Genomic DNA, 16,705 nt, shown 5'->3' with positions numbered 1-16,705 from the left:
GCCACGGATCGGCGTGGGGATCGGTGCGGGGATGCGTGCGACGCGGATCTTCCGGTAGATTGAGCGCCATGACATGGAATCCCACCCACACGCTGAAATTCGCCGGTCCGCGGCTGCAGCCCGGGCTCGACCTCATCACCCGGCTGCCGGACATCGAGGCGCGGCGGATCGTCGATCTCGGCTGCGGCACCGGCGCGCTGGCGGCGCAGCTGGCCGAACGCTGGCCCCGTGCGACGGTCACCGGCCTGGACCGCGACCGCAACGCCCTGCGCGAGGCGCGCGCGACCCATCCGGACCTGGAGTGGGCCGAAGGCGACATCGCCGACTGGGCGCCGGCGGAGCCGGTGGACCTGATCTTCTCCAACGCCGCCCTGCAATGGGTCGAAGGGCACGACGCGCTGGTCCCGCGCCTGCTGTCCTTCCTGGCCCCGGGCGGCGTGCTGGCGGTGCAGATGCCGCGCAACCACGATGCGCCGAGCCATGTGCTGATGCGGGCGCTGGCGTCGGAGGCGCCCTGGGCCGGCCGGATCCCGCTGCGCCGGCCGCCGGTCGGCACCCCGGCCGCCTATTACGACCTGCTGGCGCCGCGCACCGAGGCGCTGGACATCTGGGAGACCGAATACCTGCACGTGCTGAAGGGCGACAACCCCGTGCTGCATTGGGTGCGCGGCACGGCGCTGCTGCCGGTGATGGCGGCGCTGTCGGGGCCGGAGCTGGACGCCTTCATCGCCAGCTACTCGGCCCGGCTGGCCCAGGCCTATCCGCCGCAGCCGGACGGCAGCACGCTGTTCCCCTTCCGCCGCCTGCTGCTGCTGGCCCGGGTGGGGGCGTGAAGCGCCTCAGGAATCGTCAAATCCCTGAGCGGTTCAGTGCGGCACATGCCGTGCGAGGTCCATCGAATCGTGGAGGATGCGCAGCACTTCGATGACGCCTTCCTCGATGACCCGATAGACCAGAATGTGCCTGCCGCGGCGGCCACGCCTGGCGACATGCAATATGCGGACACCCGCCCGGACCTCATCGCGTGCCCTGCTGGCCGGAAGGTCCGGCCCGCCTCCCAGCGCCCGGACGGCCTGGACGATCGTCTGCCGATAGTCGCTCGCCTGCTTCGGACCAAAGGCTTGGGTGGTCCAATGAAGAATGGAAGCGAGGTCCTGGTCGGCCGCGATGCTTAAGCGGACCTGCCAGCGGCCCCCGGCCATCCGGGATCAGTCCGCCGAACCGGATTTGAGGGCGCCGGCTATGGCTTTCTCGGCTATGGCGTTCATGTGCCGCTCCAAATCGTCCATGGAGTCGAACTCGGTGTACTCCCCGCGCTCCATCGCAGCGATTCCAACGTCGACCGCCGCCCGCAGGCGCTCCAGCCTGGCCGCGTCCTCCTGCTCGCGCTGCTCGACCAGGCGCAGCCCCTCGCGCAGGACCTCGCTGGCGTTCTGGTAGCGGCCGGACCTGACCAGCCCTTCGATCAGCTCGGCCTGATGGTCGGTCACGACGACGTTGCGGGTCGGCATCGCGGGCTGTCCTCCTGAACACATCTTCAGGAATAAGATAGGGCCATTGGCATATTATGCCAATGGCCCTATCGCGGTCAGCCCTGCGGTCTCACTTCCCCGGCGGCTTGTACCAGGCGTCCAGCGTCTCCTGCACCTTGGCGCCGGCCTGCTCGGCGGTCAGGGTGCCGTTCAGCACCTGGGCCGAGACGTTCCAGATCGCCTGGTCGACATTGGGCTTGCCGCGCGACAGGATCTGGTGCGCCAGGCGGATGTTGCTGCCGCACTTGTCCTTCCAGCCCTGGAATTCCGCCGCCAGCGGGTCCTTCAGCTCGACCTTGTGGGTCGACAGGGTGAAATAGCCCGGCAGGGCGTTGGTGTAGATCGTCGCGAACTCGGCCGACGTCACCCATTCCAGGAAGGCGCGCGCCGCCTCCGGATGCTTGCCCTGGGCGTTCATGCCGAAGCCGATATCGGTGTGGCTCGAGATGAAGCAGGGGTCGCCTTCCTTCGCCACCGGCGGCGGGAAGGCGCCGAGCGGGAAGTCGGCCTGGGCCTCGAACAGCGGGATCTCCCACGACCCGGCCGGGTAGATCGCGGTGCGGCCCAGGGTGAACAGGTTCTGGCTGTCCGGGTAGGACTGCGCCTGGTAGCCGTCCGGCAGGTAGGGCTTCCACTTCGCCAGCTCGGCCCAGGCGCCGACATAGGGGGCGTCGGTGAACTTGGCGGTGCCGGCGATCAGGCCCTTGCGGCCGGGCTCGCCCTTCCAGTGGTTCGGGCCGATGGTCTGGAAGCCCATGGTCGCGGCCTCCCACTGGTCGGCGGTGCCGATATCGAGCCCCGCGTATTCCCCGCCGGCCTTGATCTTGTCGAGCAGGGCGAAGAACTCGGCCTGCGTCTTCGGCGGGGTCAGCCCGAGCTCCTCGAAGATCTTCTTGTTGTAGATGAAGCCGCCGATCACCGAGCCGACCGGGACGCAGAAGGTGGTCTTGCCGTCATCGGTGCTCCAGGCCGTCCGCGCATCGGCGGTGAAATTGTCGATCCCCTTGAGGTCGTTCACCGGCGCCAGATGGCCCTTCTGGAACAGCGCCAGCGAGGCGTCGAAGGCGCGGCAGGCGACGATGTCGCCGGCGACCCCGCCCTCCATCTTGGCGTTCAGCGCGGCGTTGTACTCGGTCGGCGCCGAGGGCGCGAAGTTCAGCTTGATCCCCGGATGCGTCGACTCGAAGGCCGGGATGATCTTGTCCTGCCAGATCTTGAGGTCGTCGTTGCGCCAGCTGTCGATGGTCAGCGTCACGTCCTCGGCGCGGGCGGCGCCGGCCAGCGCGACGAAGGCCGCGCCCGTCATCAGGACGCGGGATAGGATGGTGGTCATTGTCTTGAGCCTCCCCTTTTGGCTGGTATAGACCAGCGGGAGCGGCCCGGCTTGTCAACCCCGTGGACGAGGGACGGCGCTGTCAGTCGAGCTGCAGCACGATGCCCTTCAGATACGCGCTCTCCGGCAGCAGCGGGTGCACCGGATGGTCCGGCCCGGCGCCGGACTGGCGCAGGATCCGGCCGGTGCGCCCGGCATCGACCAGGCCGCGTGCCACCTGCTCGGCGAACAGCGCCGGGTCGACGTGATGGCTGCAGGAGAAGGCGCAGAGGAAGCCGCCGCGCTCGGTGATCCGCGCCGCCAGGCGGGTCAGCTTGGCATAGCCCCGCGCGCCGGCCGCGAGGTCCTTCTTCGACTTCACGAAGGCCGGCGGGTCGACCACCACCACGGGCCAGCGCTCGCCCTCCCCGCCCCGCCGCTCCAGCTCGGCGAAGGCTTCTCCGCGGGCGGTGGAGACACGGTCAGCGACGCCGTTGGCCTCGGCCGCCTTGGCCGCCAGCTCCAGCGAGGGGGCCGAGCGGTCGACCAGCGTCACCGCCTCCGCCCCCGCCAGCGCCGCCTGGATGCCGAAGCCGCCGGTGTGGGTGTAGACGTCGATCATCCGCCGGCCGCGGGCCAGCTTCGCCACGAAGGCGCGGTTGTCGCGCTGGTCGAAGAACCAGCCGGTCTTCTGGCCGCCGAGGGGATCGGCCTCGAAGCTCGCCCCGTTCTCCTCCACCGCGATCGGGCCATCGACGGCGCCGCGGGCGACCCGCACCTCCTCCGCCAGCCCTTCCAGGCCGCGCACGGCGCTGTCGTTGCGCAGCACGATGGCGCGGGGCTTGAGCAGCTCCTCCAGCGCGTCGCAGAGCGGGCCCTCCAGCCGGTCGATCAGGGCCGTGTTGCTCTGCAGCACCAGCACATCGCCATAGCGGTCGATGATCAGGCCCGGCAGCCCGTCGGCCTCGGCATGGACCAGGCGGTAGAAGGGCCGGTCGAACAGCGCGTCGCGCAGCGCCACCGCCGCGGCCAGGCGCCGGCGCAGGAAGGCGGTGTCGATCGCCACGTCCGGGCTGCGGTCGAGCATGCGCACCGCGATCAGCGCATGCCGGTTGAAGCCGCCGACGCCGAGGGTCTTGCCGCTGGCCGCCTCGACCCGCACCGGGGCGCCCAGCGGCACCTCGCGCAGCTCCGGCGTCATGGCGATCTCGTTCGAGAAGATCCAGGGATGGCCGGCGGCGACGCGCTTGTCGCGGCCGGGCTGCAGGCGGATGAGCGGCAGGTCGGTCATGGCGGCGGAGCATAGGGGCGCCGCCGCCCGACGGGAACCGCGACGTTGACGCCGCGGACGTTGACGCCGCACCGGCCGGTCCTGTCTGCTGCCTCTCGCCGCCAATCGATGAGACCGCCATGACCATCCGCCCGGGCCCGCGCAATTCGATCACCGACATCGCCGGCCTGACGGTCGGCCAGGCCGAGGATGTGGCGGCGCGCACCGGCGTGACCGTGCTGCTGCCGCAGACGCGCTGCACCGCCGCCGTCGATGTCCGCGGCGGCGGTCCCGGCACCCGCGACACCGACGCGCTGGACCCGACCTGCCTGGTCGAGGCCATCGACGCCGTGGTGCTGTCCGGCGGGTCGGTGCATGGGCTGGAGGCGGCGTCGGGCGTCGTCGCCTGGCTCGCTGCGCGCGGCCGCGGCCATCCGGTCGGCGAGGTCCGGGTGCCGATCGTGCCGGCCGCCATCCTGTTCGACCTGACCAATGGCGGCGACAAGAGCTGGGGCGACACCCCGCCCTATCGCGCTTTGGCGCTGGCCGCCTGCGATGCCGCCGGGCCGGAGGTGCGGCAGGGCAATGCCGGGGCCGGGCTGGGCGCCAAGACCGCCACCTGCAAGGGCGGCCTCGGCACCGCCTCGGCCTTCGACCCCGAGACCGGAATCACCATCGGCGCGCTGGTCGCCGCCAACCCGGTCGGCGCCGTGACCATGCCGGACGGCACCTTCTGGGCCTGGCCGTTCGAGCAGGACGGCGAGTTCGGCGGCCCGCACCGCCCGGCCGGGCCGGCGGCGCCGGAGCCGGAGTTCCACCGCCACCCGGCGCCCGAGCCCGGCGGCAACACCACGATCGGCATCGTCGCGGTCGACGCCGCCCTGACCAAGGCCGAGGCGCAGCGTCTGGCGATCATGGCGCAGGACGGGCTGGCCCGCGCCATCCGCCCGGTGCACACGCCGATGGACGGCGACACCATCTTCGCCCTGGCCACCGGCGCCGTGGCGCTGCCCGGGCCCCGGCCGATCGACCTGGCCCGGATCGGCGCCATCGCCGCCGACTGCGTCGCCCGCGCCATCGCCCGCGGCGTCTGGCACGCCGGGACCCTGAGCGAGGGCCGCTACCAGGCCTGGCGGGAGCGTTACGGCAAGGCTTGAACCCGCCCCGGCGGCGCTGCCATCATCCGCGGCGAACGCGAAGGGCCGGGGGATTCGCTTCCCACCGGCACAGGGAGACGACGATGGGGATGAGGGGCTTGCTCGCCGCCGCCATGCTGGCGGTCGGGCTGATCGCGACGCCGGCCATGGCCGCCAAGGACCAGGCCGTGATCGGCATGGTGCTGGAGCCGCCGAACCTGGACCCGACCGGCGGCGCCGCCGCGGCCATCGCCGAGGTCGTCTACGCCAATGTCTTCGAGGGACTGACCCGGATCGACGAGGCCGGCCAGGTGCAGCCGAGCCTGGCCACCGAGTGGAAGGTGTCGGACGACGGGCTGACCTACACCTTCACCCTGCGCCGCGGCACCACCTTCCATGACGGCACCAAATTCGACAGCGAGGCGGTGAAGTTCTCGCTGGACCGCGCCCGGGCGGCGGATTCGACCAACCCGCAGAAGGTCTTCTTCGAGCCGATCAAGTCGGTCGACACCCCGGCGGCGGACCAGGTGGTGATCACCCTGTCGCATCCGGACGGGCTGTTCCTGTTCCATCTGGGCCAGGCGGCAGCGCTGATCGTGGCGCCGAACACCGCCGCCGACAACGGCACCCACCCGATCGGCACCGGCCCGTTCAAATTCGTCGAATGGGTGCCGGGCGACCATGTCACGCTGGAGCGCACCGACGCCTATGCCGGCGACAAGCCGAAGCTGAACCGGCTGGTGTTCCGCTTCGTCGCCGACCCGGCGGCGGCCTCCGCCGCGGTGATGTCGGGCGACATCGACGCCTTCCCGAACATGCCGGCGCCGGAGACGCTGGACCAGTTCAAGGCCGATCCGCGCTTCGCGGTCGAGATCGGCACCACCGCCGGCGAGACCGTGATGGCGGTGAACCAGCGCCGCAAGCCCTTCGACGACGTCAAGGTGCGCCGGGCCCTGGCCATGGCGATCGACCGGCAGGCGCTGATCGACGGTGCCATGTTCGGCTACGGCATCCCGATCGGCAGCCATTTCGCGCCCTACGACCCGGCCTACAAGGACCTGACCGGCGCGTATCCCTACGACCCGGTGGAGGCCAAGGCCCTCCTGGCCGAGGCCGGCTATCCCGACGGCTTCAAGGCGACGCTGAAGCTGCCCCCGCCCGGCTATGCCCGCCGCGGCGGCGAGATCATCCAGGCGCAGCTGGCCGAGATCGGCGTCCAGGTCGAGCTGGTGCCGGTGGAATGGGCGCAGTGGCTGGAGCAGGTGTTCAAGGGCTTCGACTACGACATGACCATCGTCTCGCACACCGAGGCGCTGGACATCGACATCTACGCCCGCGGCAAGGACAAGTACTATTTCGGCTACGACAACCCGGCCTTCGACCAGGTGATCCAGCAGTTGAACAGCACGGTCGACCCGGAGCAGCGCCGTGCCCTGTACCAGCAGGCGCAGCAGATCCTGTCGGATGACGAGGCCGCGGTGTTCCTGTTCCAGCTGGCCAAGACCGGCGTGCGCAACGCCAAGCTGCTGGGGATGTGGAAGAACAGCCCGATCGCCGCCAACGACATGACCAAGGCCTATTGGGCGGAATGACCGGCCGCACCGGCTCCGCCGCGCCGGGCACCTAACCCGATGATCGGCTTCCTGGCGCGGCGGGTGCTGACGCTGCTGTTCACGCTGTTCGCCGCCTCGGTGGTGGTGTTCACGGTGCTGGAGGTGCTGCCCGGCGACCCGGCGCTGCTGATGCTGGGCACCGAGGCGCGCGAGGACACGCTGGCCGCGCTGCGCAGCCAGATGGGCCTCGATAAGCCGGCGCCGGTCCGCTACCTCGACTGGGCCGGTGGCGCGCTGACCGGGGATTTCGGCACCAGCTACACCTACAAGATGCCGGTGGCGAAGCTGGTCGGCGACCGGCTGGCGGTGACGGCGCCGCTGGCGCTGCTGGCCCTGCTGCTGTCGACCGCGCTGGCCATCCCGCTGGGCATGCTGGCCGCGGTGAAGCACAACCGGGTCGGCGACTGGGGGGTGATGGGGTTCAGCCAGCTCGGCCTCGCCGTGCCCAGCTTCTGGGTCGGCATCATGCTGATCTGGACCTTCGCGCTGCAGTTGCGCTGGTTCGGCGCCGGCGGCTTCCCCGGCTGGTCTGCCGGCTGGGGCCTGGCGCTGCAGGCGCTGGTGCTGCCGGCCGTGGCCCTGGCCCTGACCGAGGCCGCGATCCTGGCCCGCATCGTCCGCTCCGCGATGCTGGAGACGATGCGCGAGGACTATGTCCGCACCGCCCGGGCCAAGGGCCTGTCGAGGGGGCAGGTGCTGCGCCGCCACGTGCTGCGCAACGCGCTGATCCCGGTCGCCACCATCATCGGCATGCAGTTCGGCTTCCTGATGGCCGGCGCGGTGGTGGTGGAGAACGTCTTCACCCTGCCCGGCCTGGGCCGGCTGGCCTTCCAGGCCATCGCCCAGCGCGACCTGATCGTGGTCAAGGACGTGGTGGTGCTGCTGGCCGCCATCGTCGTCACGGTGAACTTCCTGGTCGACGTGGTCTATGCCGTGATCGACCCGCGGCCGAAGCAGGCGGGGTGAGGCCGATGCTGCGCCTCCTCGCCCATCGCGGCTTCGTCCTCGGCCTAACCCTCTGCGCCGTGTTCATCGGCATGGCGCTGCTCAGCCTGCTCTGGACGCCCTACGCGCCGAACGCCATCGCCATCCCGCAGAAGCTGCAGACGCCCAGCCTGCTGCACTGGCTTGGCACCGACCAGCTGGGGCGGGACACGCTGTCCCGCATCATGGTCGGCGCCCGCACCTCGGTCGCCGTTGGCGTGGTGGCGGTCGCCATCGGCCTCGTCCTCGGCGTACCGCTGGGCCTGTGGGCCGCCGCCCGACGCGGCTGGACCGACGAGATCCTAGGCCGCGCGGTCGACCTGACCTTCGCCTTCCCCGCCGTGCTCAGCGCCATCCTGATCACCGCGCTGCTGGGCCCCGGCGCGGTCAACGCCATCCTGGCGATCGGCATCTTCAACATCGCCGTCTTCGCCCGGGTGTCGCGCGGCGCCGCCCTGGTGGTCTATGGCCGCGACTTCGTCCGCGCCGCCCAGTCGCTCGGCCGGTCGCGGCTGGACATCGCGCTGCGCCACGTGCTGCCGAACATGGCCAACGCCCTGATCGTGCAGGCGACGATCCAGTTCGCCATCGCCATCCTGGCCGAGGCGGCTTTGGGCTATCTCGGCCTCGGCACCCAGCCGCCGCAGGCCAGCTGGGGCAAGATGCTGCTGGATGCCCAGACCCTGCTGGCCCAGGCGCCGCTGCAGGCGGTGTTCCCTGGCCTGGCCATCGCCGTCGCGGTGCTCGGCCTGAACCTGATCGGCGACGGGCTGAGAGACCTGCTGGATCCGAGGATGAAGGTCGGGCGCATCGGATAGGCGCGGCCTACCCATACATCACCGTCATGGCGAGCCCGGATGGCCACGGCGCTGCGCGCCTCGCCATGACGGCTTTTGAGGACGTCGGTTGGCGACAAGGCCGTTGCGCAAAAACCTTGCGTTCGCACACGATCATCGCGCGCACCTCGCGCAAGCGGGCGGATAGGGTCACGGCATCTTCTCTCCACGCCGGGGCCGGCCATGAAGCTGCTGTACCAGACCCATTCCCCCTATGCCCGCAAGGTGCTGGTGATGGCGCATGAGGCCGGCCTCGCCGGCCGGATCGAGGTGATCCACCACGAGACCAGCCCGACCCGGCGCAACGACGCGGTGTTCGCCGCCAACCCGCTGGGCAAGGTGCCGGTGCTGGTCTGCGCCGACGGGCTGGCGCTGTTCGACAGCGTCGCGATCTGCGACCACCTGGACAGCCTGCATAACGGGCCGAGGCTGATCCCGCCCGCCGGCCGGGCGCGCGCCCTGACGCTGCGGCTGCAGGCCCTGGCCCAGGGGCTGGCCGATGCGGGCATCGCCCTGCGCTGGGAGACGGAGAGGCGACCGGAGGCGCTGCGCTATCCGGCCCTGGCCGAGGGCCAGGCGGCGAAGCTGCAGGCGGGCTACGACTTCATCAAGCGCGAGGTCGATCTCGACGGGCCGGTCGAGCTGGGCCAGATCGCCCTGGCCACCGCGCTGAGCTGGCTGGAGTTCCGCGGCCTGCCGGCGTTCCGCCCCGGCCGGCCGCGCCTCTCCGCCTGGTTCGACGCCTTCAGCCGCCGCCCGTCGATGCTGGCGACGCCGCTGTCAGGCGAGACCCACGACTGAGCCGGGCCCCCGCAGCAGCGCCGCGATCTCGGCCGCGATCTCCGCCGGCGGCTGGGTCGAGACGACCCGCAGATCGCCGAGCCCGAGATAGGCCGGGAAGCGGGCGCGGAACTTCTCGAGCTCTCTTTCCCGCTCCAGGCCGAAGCCGCGCCGCAGCTGCCGTTCGACAACGATCTCAGCCGCCGCATCGATATCCAGCGACGGCAGCAGCAGCACCGAGACGCCGGAGCGGCGCACCGCCTGCCGGTTATGCTCGACCAGGTCCGGCCGGATGTGGGTCGCCAGGAAACCGGAGGAGAGCGGCATCACCACGTCGCCGTCATCGCTGCGGCACAGCGCGTCGAACAGTGCCGCATTCGCCTCGATATAGCGCTCGTAGCCTTCCGTCCGGAGGAACGCGTCGATCGGGCCGATGCGGTCGCAGAACGCTTGGTCGAGATCGACGAAGGCGTAGCCCAGCAGCGCCGCCAGCTCCCGCCCGGAGCTGGTCTTGCCGACGCCGCCCGGACCGATCAGGAAGATCCGCGGCGGCATCGTCGGCTCCGTCAGGCCACCACCAGCTCGGTCGGCGCCAGGGTCAGCGGCTCGCAGCCGGTGTCGGTGACCAGCACGGACTGGCCCGAGGTCATGGCCAGGCCGCGGTCGCTGTCGTAGAGGATGATGTGGATGAAGAACACCATCCCGGGCGCCGCCAGCGTCGGGTTGCCGTGGAAGAACATCGACAGGCTGGGTGAGTCCATCCAGTTCGGCGCGAAGGTGGTGCCCAGCGAATAGCCGCAGGCGTTCAGCCGGGCGTGGCGCAGCCCGGCGGCGTCGGCCACCCTGGCATGGGCGTCGAACACGTCGCCGAGCGGCCGGCCCGGCTTCAGCGCCGCCTTCGCCGCCTCCAGCGCCTCGACCGCCGCCCGGTGCATCGCCCGGTGTTCCGGCGAGGCCTTGCCGACCAGCAGCGTGCGCATCAGGCAGGCGTGGTAGTGGCGGTAGGTGCCGGCGAATTCCAGCGTCAACTGATCCTCGGCCGACAGGTGCCGGCGGCCGGTGAAATAGCGGCACATCAGGGCGCCGGGGCCGGAGCCGATGATGAATTCGTTGGCCGGGTCGTCGCCGCCGCCGCGCCAGACGGCACCCTGCATCGCCGCCAGGATGTCGCCCTCGAAGGCGCCGGGCCCGGTCAGCTTCGCCGCCTCGTCATAGGCGGCGTCGGCCAGCTTCGCCGCCTCGCGCACATAGACCAGCTCGGCCAGGCTCTTGATCAGCCGGAAGCGGGAGACGAGGTCGGAGGCGTCCTCGTTGGTCGCGTAGCCGTCGAGCTTGGCCTTCAGCCGGAAGCCAAGCGCTGCCGTGAGGCCGTAGGCGTCCCATTCGACGCCGATGCGGCCGCCGCGGGCGTCGTATTCGTCGAGGATCGCCAGCAGGTCGTCCGCCGGCTCGGACCCCGCCCGGTCGACCCAGACGCGGACATCCTCGATCACCGAGGTGAAATAGGCCTGGCGCTCGTCGGCGGAGCGGGTCAGCAGCGTCATCCGGCCGTCGACGCCAAGCCAGAGGCACTGGAAATAGACATAGCCGAAGGTGTCGTAGCCGGTCAGCCAGTACAGCGACTCCTGGCGGAACACCAGCAGGCCGTCGAGGCCGCGGGCGGCGATCTCGGCGCAGACGCGGCGCCGGCGATCCGCCAGCTCCGACGCCTCGAAATGGATCGGCATGGCGGCCTCAGCGCTTCTGGCGGATCTCGGCGATCGGCTCGGCGTAGCGGTATTCGATGTCCCAGGGGAAGAAGATCCAGGTGTCCTGGCTGACCTCGGTGATGAAGGTGTCGACCAGCGGCCGCCCGGCCGGCTTGGCGTAGACCGTGGCGAAATGCGCCTTCGGCAGCAGGTCGCGCACCACCCGGGCGGTGCGGCCGGTGTCGACCAGGTCGTCGACGATCAGCCAACCTTCGCCGTCGCCCTCGATCGGCGCCTTCAGGATCTTGGATTCCCGCATGTCCTGGTGGTCGTAGGTCGAGACGCAGACCGTGTCGATCAGCCGGACGTCGAGCTCGCGCGCCAGGATCGCGGCCGGCACCAGCCCGCCGCGGGTGATGGCGACGATGCCCTTCCACGGCCCCAGCTCGGCCAGACGCCAGGCCAGGGCACGGGCGTTGCGGTGCAGCTCCTCCCAGGATACCGGGAAATCCTTCCGGAACGACGCGTGCTCGGCCATGTACGGTTCTCCAAGACCCCGTGGGGATTTGGCGCTTCATAGCGCAACCGGACCGGCTCCGGAAGGGTTTGCCGGCCTTGTTCTCGCCATGCTCGGCCGCGATTCTCCGTCGTGCAGCCCCTGCGGCTGCGCCGAGACCAGAGAATGCCATGCGCCGCCTTGCCTTGACCGCCGCCCTTCTCACCCTCGCCACCGGGCCTGCCCTGGCCGCCGAATCCTGCGACGTGAACGCCGAATCCGCGGCCGTGGTCGCGGCCTGGGGCTCGAAGGTGCGCGACGGGTCGCTGCCCGAGGACAAGCTGTCGGAGATCTCGAAGAAGATCCAGTCGCTGCCCTCGATCAGCGCCCAGGACCCGAACAAGGCCTGCGCCGTTCTGGCCGAGATCAAGCGCGACCTGGGGCTGTAGGACATCCAACTCGACCGGCCTCGGTCCCCTGCTGTCATTGCCGGGCTTGACCCGGCAATCCAGAAGGTGTCGACGCTCTCTGGATGCCCGGGTCAAGCCCGGGCATGACAGCTGGAGGGGGCCGTATTTCCTCGGTATCTGCCACCCTCAGCGGACATCCACCATCGCCAGCGCGCGCTGGACCTTCTCGGCCGGCCAGCGTTTGACCGCGCCCGGCGGCTCCTTGCGGCTGGTGACCGCCGTGCCCTCGCCGGGCCCGAGCGTGACCGAGCCGGCATCGGTCGACACCTCGACCGAGCCCTCGAGCACCAGCACGCCGAAGGCGCCGTCGATCGGGCCGGCGAAGAAGCTGGTGCCGCGCACCCCGAGGGTGGCCACCCCGGTCTCGATCGAGAGGCTGTGGCCGGGGACCTGCTCGACCCCGCCGCCGACGAATTTGAAGGCGCCCTGCAGCCGGCGCAGCGCCAGGGTGGCGCCGCCATCGGCCCCGCCATAGGCGAAACGGTCGACCAGCAGCCGCGCCGCGGGGCCGAGCGACAGCTCGGTGCCGTCGTCCAGCTTGACCTGCAGCCGCGACTGCGGGCCGGTCCACAGCGTGTCGTCGAGGAACACCGGCGAGGCCGGGTCGAGCAGCCGGTCCTGGCCCTGGTAATAGGCGCCGGCCGCCGGCTCCAGCCGGTCGACCTGGCCGATCTTCGGGCGGTCCTGCGCCACGGCCACGGCCGGCAGCAGCAGGCAGGCAAGGACGAACCCGACGGAGCGTGAAAGACGTGTCATCGCGATCTCCCTTTCGGAGAGATGATGGTTCGGCGCGGGGCCGTCCGGTGTTACCTGGGTCATGTCGCGGCGCAACCGGGCCTTCCCGTGGCGGGAGACAGCCCTTATCTTAGCGCAGTCCAGGCAGGAGAGTGTCAGTGGCCAGCGTTCCTCTGGCGGAGAAGCGTCGCCTTCTGTCCGAGACCCCATTCTTCACCGCCTTCTCCCCGGGCCAGCGCGATGCCCTGGCCGCCCGGCTGGTCGAGCGCAGCCACGAGGACGGCGACACCATCTTCCTGCGCGGCGACGAGAGCACGAGCCTGATGATCGTCGTCTCCGGCCGCGTCGCGCTGCGCCTCACATCGCCGCAGGGGCGCGAGATCCTGCTGGCGATCCTCGAGTCCGGGGAGATCTTCGGCGAGATGTCCCTCTTGGACGGCCGGGGCCGCAGCGCCGACGCCGTCGCCTTCGGCCCCTGCCGCCTGCTGATCCTGGAACGCCGCGACATGCTGCCGGTGCTGCTGGACTCGCCCGACGCCTGCATCCGGCTGCTGGAGCTGCTGTCGAACCGGCTGCGGCGCACCAGCGACCAGCTGGAGGGCGTCGCGCTGATGGCGCTGCCGTCGCGGCTGGCGCGGCTGCTGCTGACCCTGTCCGAGGCCCATGGCTCGCGCGGCAAGGACGGCGAGATGCTGCTGCCGCTGGACCTGTCGCAGCGCGATCTGGGCCAGCTGATCGGGGCCAGCCGCGAGAAGGTCAACCTGCAGCTCGGCCGCTGGTCCGCCGACGGGCTGCTGCGCCGGGAAGACGGGGCGATGGTGATCTGCGACACCGACGCGCTGGCCGACATCGCCGACGCCGGAGCCCCCTGACCCGATGCGCCGGCCCTGGCGCCGCCTCGCCCTGGTGCTGCCGGGACTGCTGGTCCTGGCCGGGCTGACGGCGCTGCGCCTGGCGGATCCGACGCCGGTCGCGGCCTTGCGGCTGCAGGGCTTCGACCTGTTCCAGCGGCTGGCGCCACGAATCTACGACCCCGACGTGCCGGTGCGCGTGGTCGCGATCGACGACGACTCGCTGCGCCGCCTGGGGCAATGGCCCTGGCCGCGCGACCGCCTGGCGCAGCTGGTCGACCGGCTGGGCCGGGCCGGGGTGGCGGCAGTCGCGCTGGACCTCGTCCTGGCCGAGCCGGACCGCAGCGCGCCGGCCCGGATCGCGGAGCTGCTGGCCGGCCGCGCCGCCCCGCCGGAGCTGGCGCAGCTGGCCAGGGACCTGCCGGACCCCGACCGCGACCTGGCCCGGGCGCTGGAACGGGTGCCGAGCGTGGTGGCCTTCGCCCCCACCGACACGCCGGGCCGGATGCCGCTGATCAAGGCCAGCTTCGCCGAGATCGGGCCCGCGCGGCAGGGGCTGGGCCGCTTCGCGGCTGCGGTGCCGAGCCTGCCGGAATTCGAGGCCACGGCCTGGGGCAATGGCAGCATCGGCGCGCCGGCCGGCCGCGACGAGGTGCTGCGGCGCCTGCCGGCCGTCGCCCTGCTCGGCGACGCCCTGATCCCGTCGCTGGCGGTCGAGGCGCTGCGGGTGGCCCAGGGCGCCGGCACGGTGACGCTGCGGGCCGCGCCCGACGGCCCCGGGCTGGACGCGGTGCGGATCGGCGACGCGATCCTGCCGGTGGCGCCGGACGGGCAGTTCTGGCTGCGCTTCACCAGCGACGTGCCGGCCCGCCAGGTGCCGGCCTGGCAGCTGCTGGAGCCGGCCCCCGCCGGCGCCGACCCCGCCGCCGCGCTGCGCGGGCGGATCGTGCTGGTCGGCGTCACCGCCACCGGCTTCGGCGACACCGTGCTGACGCCGCTGCGCGACCGCATCGCCGGCGTCACCGCCCATGCCGAGGCGCTGGAGCAGATCCTGCTCGGCGGGTCGCTGACCCGTCCCCCCTGGGCCGCGGCGGCGGAGATCGGGCTGCTGCTGGCGCTGGGCCTGGCCCTGGTGGCGTCCTGGCGCCGGCTGCCGGCGATCGTCTCCGGCGGCCTCGCGGTGCTGGCCGCGGGCGCCATCCTGGCCGGCGCCTTCCTGGCCTATCGCCAGGCGGGGCTGCTGCTGGACCCGACCCTGCCGGCGCTGGGTCTGCTGCTGACCCATGGCGCGGTCGCGGCGTCGGCGCAATGGCGGGTCGAGCGCGAGCGCCGCGCCATCCGCGCCGCCTTCGCGCAATACCTCGCCCCGTCCCTGGTGGCCCGGCTGACCGAGCATCCGGAGCGGCTGCGGCTGGGCGGCGAATGGCGTGAGATGTCCTTCGTCTTCACCGACATCGCCGGCTTCACCAGCCTGAGCGAGTCGGTGCCGCCGGACCGGCTGGTGGCGACGCTGAACGCCTATTTCGACGGGGTCTGCGGCGCCGTTCTGGAGGCCGGCGGCACCATCGACAAGATGGTGGGCGACGCGCTGCACGCGATGTTCGGCGCGCCGCTGGACCAGCCGGACCATGCCGAACGCGCCGTCGCCTGCGCCCTGGCGATCCACCGCTTCACCACCGGATTCGCCGCCGCCCGGCGGGCCGAGGGCATGCCCTTCGGCGAGACGCGGATCGGCGTCACCACCGGCGGCGCCGTGGTCGGCAATTTCGGCAGCCGGCACCATTTCGACTACACCGCCTACAGCGAGGCGGTGAATCTGGCGGCGCGGCTGGAAAATGCGAACAAGACGCTGGGCACGCCGCTCTGCGTCTCGGCCGCCACCGCCAGGGCCTGCCCGGGGCGGGTGTTCCGGCCGGTGGCGCGGCTGCAGCTGCGCGGCATCGGCGCGCCGATCGAGACGATGATTCCGGATGAACTGTGCCCCGTCCCCGCCGGGGCCTATGCCGAGGCCCATGCGGCGCTGCGCCGGGGCGATCCCGAGGCGGCGACACTGTTCACGGCGCTGGCCGCCGACAGTCCCGGTGATGCGCTGGTGCGGCTGCACGCCCGCCGCCTTGCGGCCGGCGCCAAGGACGACCTGATCGCGGTCGATTGAGGCCTGTCAGCGGCGGCGCCGCGGGCGGATCACGACCGTCTGCCGGGTCGGCGCCAGCACCGTCCAGCGCCGCGGCCGGACCACCCAGCGATGGGAAATCTGTGTCGGCCGCGCCATCTCGTCGCCGTCGTCCCGGGCGGCGCGGCACAGGGCAAGGCCGTAAACCATGGCGAGCGCGAAGCCGCCGAGGAGAGCCACGATCATCATCCGTACCTCCTGACCGGAGAAACGGCGGGGCCGCCATCAGGGTTCCCATGCAGGCCTGGGCCTGCGAGCCGGAATATCGGAGAATGCGGCTGGCTGGGGCGCTAGGATTCGAACCTAGGAATGGCGGGACCAAAACCCGCTGCCTTACCGCTTGGCTACGCCCCAATCGGCCGGGCGGGATTGATAGCCCAGGCGGTGCAGCATCGCAACCGCGCGTTGCCGCCCCGAATTCGGCATAATAGAAGATTAGGCGCGTATGCGGGGCAGCGCAGGTCGGACAAACGGTCGAGGCAGGATACGGTATGAGCGGCGAGCAGCCCCCTGAGGACACCCTGCACTTTCCGGCGCAGAACGCGCCCGAGACGCAGGAAGAGGCCCGACTCAAATCCCTGAACGACAGCGTGCTGCAGCTGCAGCAGGAGCTGCGCAACGCCCGCGGCGAGATCGACACGCTGAACGACCGCCTGGTGGAAGCGGCGGCCCAGCCGGCTCGGCGCGGCGGGCTCTTGGGCTGGGTCGCGGCGGCGGTCATCGCCGTGCTCGGCATCGGGGGCATCGCCCTGGTCGGGTTCGGCTCGCGCGACCGCACCGCGCCCGCGCCCGCCGCCCCGCCGGCGGAGAAACCCGTCGCCAGCGCCCC

General features: G+C 71.5%; 19 protein-coding genes and 1 tRNA gene. 10 read left to right on the top strand and 10 right to left on the bottom strand.

Annotated features, from left to right (window positions below; all coding sequences use genetic code 11):
• Positions 1–68 precede the first annotated feature (68 nt).
• Positions 69–833, top strand: coding sequence for a methyltransferase domain-containing protein (locus BWR60_RS14965; protein WP_088151825.1), 765 nt, complete (start codon positions 69–71; stop codon positions 831–833).
• A gap of 33 nt (positions 834–866) precedes the next feature.
• Here the strand turns inward: BWR60_RS14965 and BWR60_RS14960 are convergent, their stop codons facing one another.
• The 4 genes from BWR60_RS14960 to BWR60_RS14945 form a co-directional block, all read right to left on the bottom strand.
• Positions 867–1,202 (bottom strand): type II toxin-antitoxin system RelE/ParE family toxin, encoded by a 336-nt coding sequence (locus BWR60_RS14960; RefSeq protein WP_088151824.1) that lies wholly within the window; start codon positions 1,200–1,202, stop codon positions 867–869.
• Positions 1,203–1,208: 6 nt separating this feature from the next.
• Positions 1,209–1,511, bottom strand: a complete 303-nt coding sequence (locus BWR60_RS14955) for a type II toxin-antitoxin system ParD family antitoxin (RefSeq protein WP_088151823.1) — start codon at positions 1,509–1,511, stop codon at positions 1,209–1,211.
• Between the two features lie 91 nt (positions 1,512–1,602).
• The gene (locus tag BWR60_RS14950) at positions 1,603–2,865 is read right to left on the bottom strand and encodes an ABC transporter substrate-binding protein (RefSeq protein WP_088151822.1); all 1,263 of its coding nucleotides are present in this window, start codon (positions 2,863–2,865) and stop codon (positions 1,603–1,605) included.
• An 82-nt stretch (positions 2,866–2,947) separates the two neighbouring features.
• The gene (locus BWR60_RS14945; protein ID WP_088151821.1) at positions 2,948–4,135 is read right to left on the bottom strand and encodes a class I SAM-dependent rRNA methyltransferase; all 1,188 of its coding nucleotides are present in this window, start codon (positions 4,133–4,135) and stop codon (positions 2,948–2,950) included.
• A gap of 119 nt (positions 4,136–4,254) precedes the next feature.
• On the opposite strand from BWR60_RS14945, the gene BWR60_RS14940 reads away from it, so the two are divergent.
• The 5 genes from BWR60_RS14940 to BWR60_RS14920 all read left to right on the top strand — a co-directional run bounded on the left by BWR60_RS14940 (position 4,255) and on the right by BWR60_RS14920 (position 9,484).
• Positions 4,255–5,271, top strand: coding sequence for a P1 family peptidase (locus BWR60_RS14940; RefSeq protein WP_088151820.1), 1,017 nt, complete (start codon positions 4,255–4,257; stop codon positions 5,269–5,271).
• Between the two features lie 89 nt (positions 5,272–5,360).
• Entirely contained in the window at positions 5,361–6,842 is a 1,482-nt protein-coding gene (locus tag BWR60_RS14935) for an ABC transporter substrate-binding protein (protein WP_230983061.1), read from the top strand.
• Positions 6,843–6,881: 39 nt separating this feature from the next.
• Entirely contained in the window at positions 6,882–7,829 is a 948-nt protein-coding gene (locus BWR60_RS14930; RefSeq protein WP_088151818.1) for an ABC transporter permease, read from the top strand.
• A gap of 5 nt (positions 7,830–7,834) precedes the next feature.
• Positions 7,835–8,665, top strand: coding sequence for an ABC transporter permease (locus tag BWR60_RS14925; RefSeq protein ID WP_088151817.1), 831 nt, complete (start codon positions 7,835–7,837; stop codon positions 8,663–8,665).
• A 201-nt stretch (positions 8,666–8,866) separates the two neighbouring features.
• Positions 8,867–9,484 carry a glutathione S-transferase family protein gene (locus BWR60_RS14920; RefSeq protein ID WP_088151816.1) on the top strand — a complete coding sequence of 206 codons (618 nt, stop codon included), beginning with the start codon at positions 8,867–8,869 and terminating at the stop codon, positions 9,482–9,484.
• Here the strand turns inward: BWR60_RS14920 and BWR60_RS14915 are convergent.
• Genes BWR60_RS14915 through gpt form a run of 3 tightly spaced genes read right to left on the bottom strand, consistent with a single transcriptional unit; the run spans position 9,464 to position 11,689 of the window.
• Complete coding sequence (locus BWR60_RS14915; RefSeq protein ID WP_088151815.1) at positions 9,464–10,018, bottom strand: shikimate kinase; 555 nt, start codon at positions 10,016–10,018, stop codon at positions 9,464–9,466. The two genes, BWR60_RS14920 and BWR60_RS14915, sit on opposite strands and share 21 nt — an antisense overlap.
• An 11-nt stretch (positions 10,019–10,029) precedes the next feature.
• On the bottom strand, positions 10,030–11,190 hold the full coding sequence (locus BWR60_RS14910) for a M24 family metallopeptidase (protein WP_088151814.1): 1,161 nt from the start codon (positions 11,188–11,190) through the stop codon (positions 10,030–10,032).
• Between the two features lie 7 nt (positions 11,191–11,197).
• Positions 11,198–11,689, bottom strand: a complete 492-nt coding sequence (gene gpt, locus BWR60_RS14905) for a xanthine phosphoribosyltransferase (protein ID WP_088151813.1) — start codon at positions 11,687–11,689, stop codon at positions 11,198–11,200.
• 149 nt (positions 11,690–11,838) lie between these two features.
• Here gpt and BWR60_RS14900 point away from each other — a divergent pair, with 149 nt between their 5' ends.
• Positions 11,839–12,096 (top strand): hypothetical protein, encoded by a 258-nt coding sequence (locus BWR60_RS14900; protein WP_088151812.1) that lies wholly within the window; start codon positions 11,839–11,841, stop codon positions 12,094–12,096.
• 147 nt (positions 12,097–12,243) lie between these two features.
• Here the strand turns inward: BWR60_RS14900 and BWR60_RS14895 are convergent, their stop codons facing one another.
• Complete coding sequence (locus tag BWR60_RS14895; RefSeq protein ID WP_179221779.1) at positions 12,244–12,873, bottom strand: FecR family protein; 630 nt, start codon at positions 12,871–12,873, stop codon at positions 12,244–12,246.
• A gap of 137 nt (positions 12,874–13,010) precedes the next feature.
• Between BWR60_RS14895 and BWR60_RS14890 the strand changes: the two genes are divergently transcribed.
• Together BWR60_RS14890 and BWR60_RS14885 are read left to right on the top strand one after the other, a co-directional pair.
• Positions 13,011–13,724: a Crp/Fnr family transcriptional regulator gene (locus BWR60_RS14890; RefSeq protein ID WP_179221778.1), complete on the top strand. Its 714-nt coding sequence runs from the start codon at positions 13,011–13,013 to the stop codon at positions 13,722–13,724.
• Between the two features lie 4 nt (positions 13,725–13,728).
• Positions 13,729–15,858 (top strand): CHASE2 domain-containing protein, encoded by a 2,130-nt coding sequence (locus tag BWR60_RS14885; RefSeq protein ID WP_088151810.1) that lies wholly within the window; start codon positions 13,729–13,731, stop codon positions 15,856–15,858.
• Between the two features lie 6 nt (positions 15,859–15,864).
• On the opposite strand, the gene BWR60_RS14880 is transcribed toward BWR60_RS14885, so the two are convergent.
• Positions 15,865–16,065 (bottom strand): hypothetical protein, encoded by a 201-nt coding sequence (locus BWR60_RS14880; protein WP_088151809.1) that lies wholly within the window; start codon positions 16,063–16,065, stop codon positions 15,865–15,867.
• A 90-nt stretch (positions 16,066–16,155) separates the two neighbouring features.
• Positions 16,156–16,230: transfer RNA gene (locus BWR60_RS14875), tRNA-Gln, on the bottom strand.
• 137 nt (positions 16,231–16,367) lie between these two features.
• On the opposite strand from BWR60_RS14875, the gene BWR60_RS14870 reads away from it, so the two are divergent.
• Positions 16,368–16,705 (top strand): hypothetical protein (locus BWR60_RS14870; RefSeq protein WP_218823510.1); only part of this gene is annotated, 338 nt, incomplete at its 3' end.

Origin of the sequence: Inquilinus limosus, from assembly GCF_002195995.1 — a bacterium.
GTDB lineage: Bacteria > Pseudomonadota > Alphaproteobacteria > DSM-16000 > Inquilinaceae > Inquilinus > Inquilinus limosus_C.
This window is presented reverse-complemented; position numbering and strand designations above follow the sequence as displayed.

Coding starts and splice junctions, on each gene's coding strand:
- BWR60_RS14965 (WP_088151825.1), top strand. CDS start 69: ATGACATGGAATCCCACCCACACGCTGAAATTCGCCGGTCCGCGGCTG.
- BWR60_RS14960 (WP_088151824.1), bottom strand. CDS start 1,202: ATGGCCGGGGGCCGCTGGCAGGTCCGCTTAAGCATCGCGGCCGACCAG.
- BWR60_RS14955 (WP_088151823.1), bottom strand. CDS start 1,511: ATGCCGACCCGCAACGTCGTCGTGACCGACCATCAGGCCGAGCTGATC.
- BWR60_RS14950 (WP_088151822.1), bottom strand. CDS start 2,865: ATGACCACCATCCTATCCCGCGTCCTGATGACGGGCGCGGCCTTCGTC.
- BWR60_RS14945 (WP_088151821.1), bottom strand. CDS start 4,135: ATGACCGACCTGCCGCTCATCCGCCTGCAGCCCGGCCGCGACAAGCGC.
- BWR60_RS14940 (WP_088151820.1), top strand. CDS start 4,255: ATGACCATCCGCCCGGGCCCGCGCAATTCGATCACCGACATCGCCGGC.
- BWR60_RS14935 (WP_230983061.1), top strand. CDS start 5,361: ATGAGGGGCTTGCTCGCCGCCGCCATGCTGGCGGTCGGGCTGATCGCG.
- BWR60_RS14930 (WP_088151818.1), top strand. CDS start 6,882: ATGATCGGCTTCCTGGCGCGGCGGGTGCTGACGCTGCTGTTCACGCTG.
- BWR60_RS14925 (WP_088151817.1), top strand. CDS start 7,835: ATGCTGCGCCTCCTCGCCCATCGCGGCTTCGTCCTCGGCCTAACCCTC.
- BWR60_RS14920 (WP_088151816.1), top strand. CDS start 8,867: ATGAAGCTGCTGTACCAGACCCATTCCCCCTATGCCCGCAAGGTGCTG.
- BWR60_RS14915 (WP_088151815.1), bottom strand. CDS start 10,018: ATGCCGCCGCGGATCTTCCTGATCGGTCCGGGCGGCGTCGGCAAGACC.
- BWR60_RS14910 (WP_088151814.1), bottom strand. CDS start 11,190: ATGCCGATCCATTTCGAGGCGTCGGAGCTGGCGGATCGCCGGCGCCGC.
- gpt (WP_088151813.1), bottom strand. CDS start 11,689: ATGGCCGAGCACGCGTCGTTCCGGAAGGATTTCCCGGTATCCTGGGAG.
- BWR60_RS14900 (WP_088151812.1), top strand. CDS start 11,839: ATGCGCCGCCTTGCCTTGACCGCCGCCCTTCTCACCCTCGCCACCGGG.
- BWR60_RS14895 (WP_179221779.1), bottom strand. CDS start 12,873: ATGACACGTCTTTCACGCTCCGTCGGGTTCGTCCTTGCCTGCCTGCTG.
- BWR60_RS14885 (WP_088151810.1), top strand. CDS start 13,729: ATGCGCCGGCCCTGGCGCCGCCTCGCCCTGGTGCTGCCGGGACTGCTG.
- BWR60_RS14880 (WP_088151809.1), bottom strand. CDS start 16,065: ATGATGATCGTGGCTCTCCTCGGCGGCTTCGCGCTCGCCATGGTTTAC.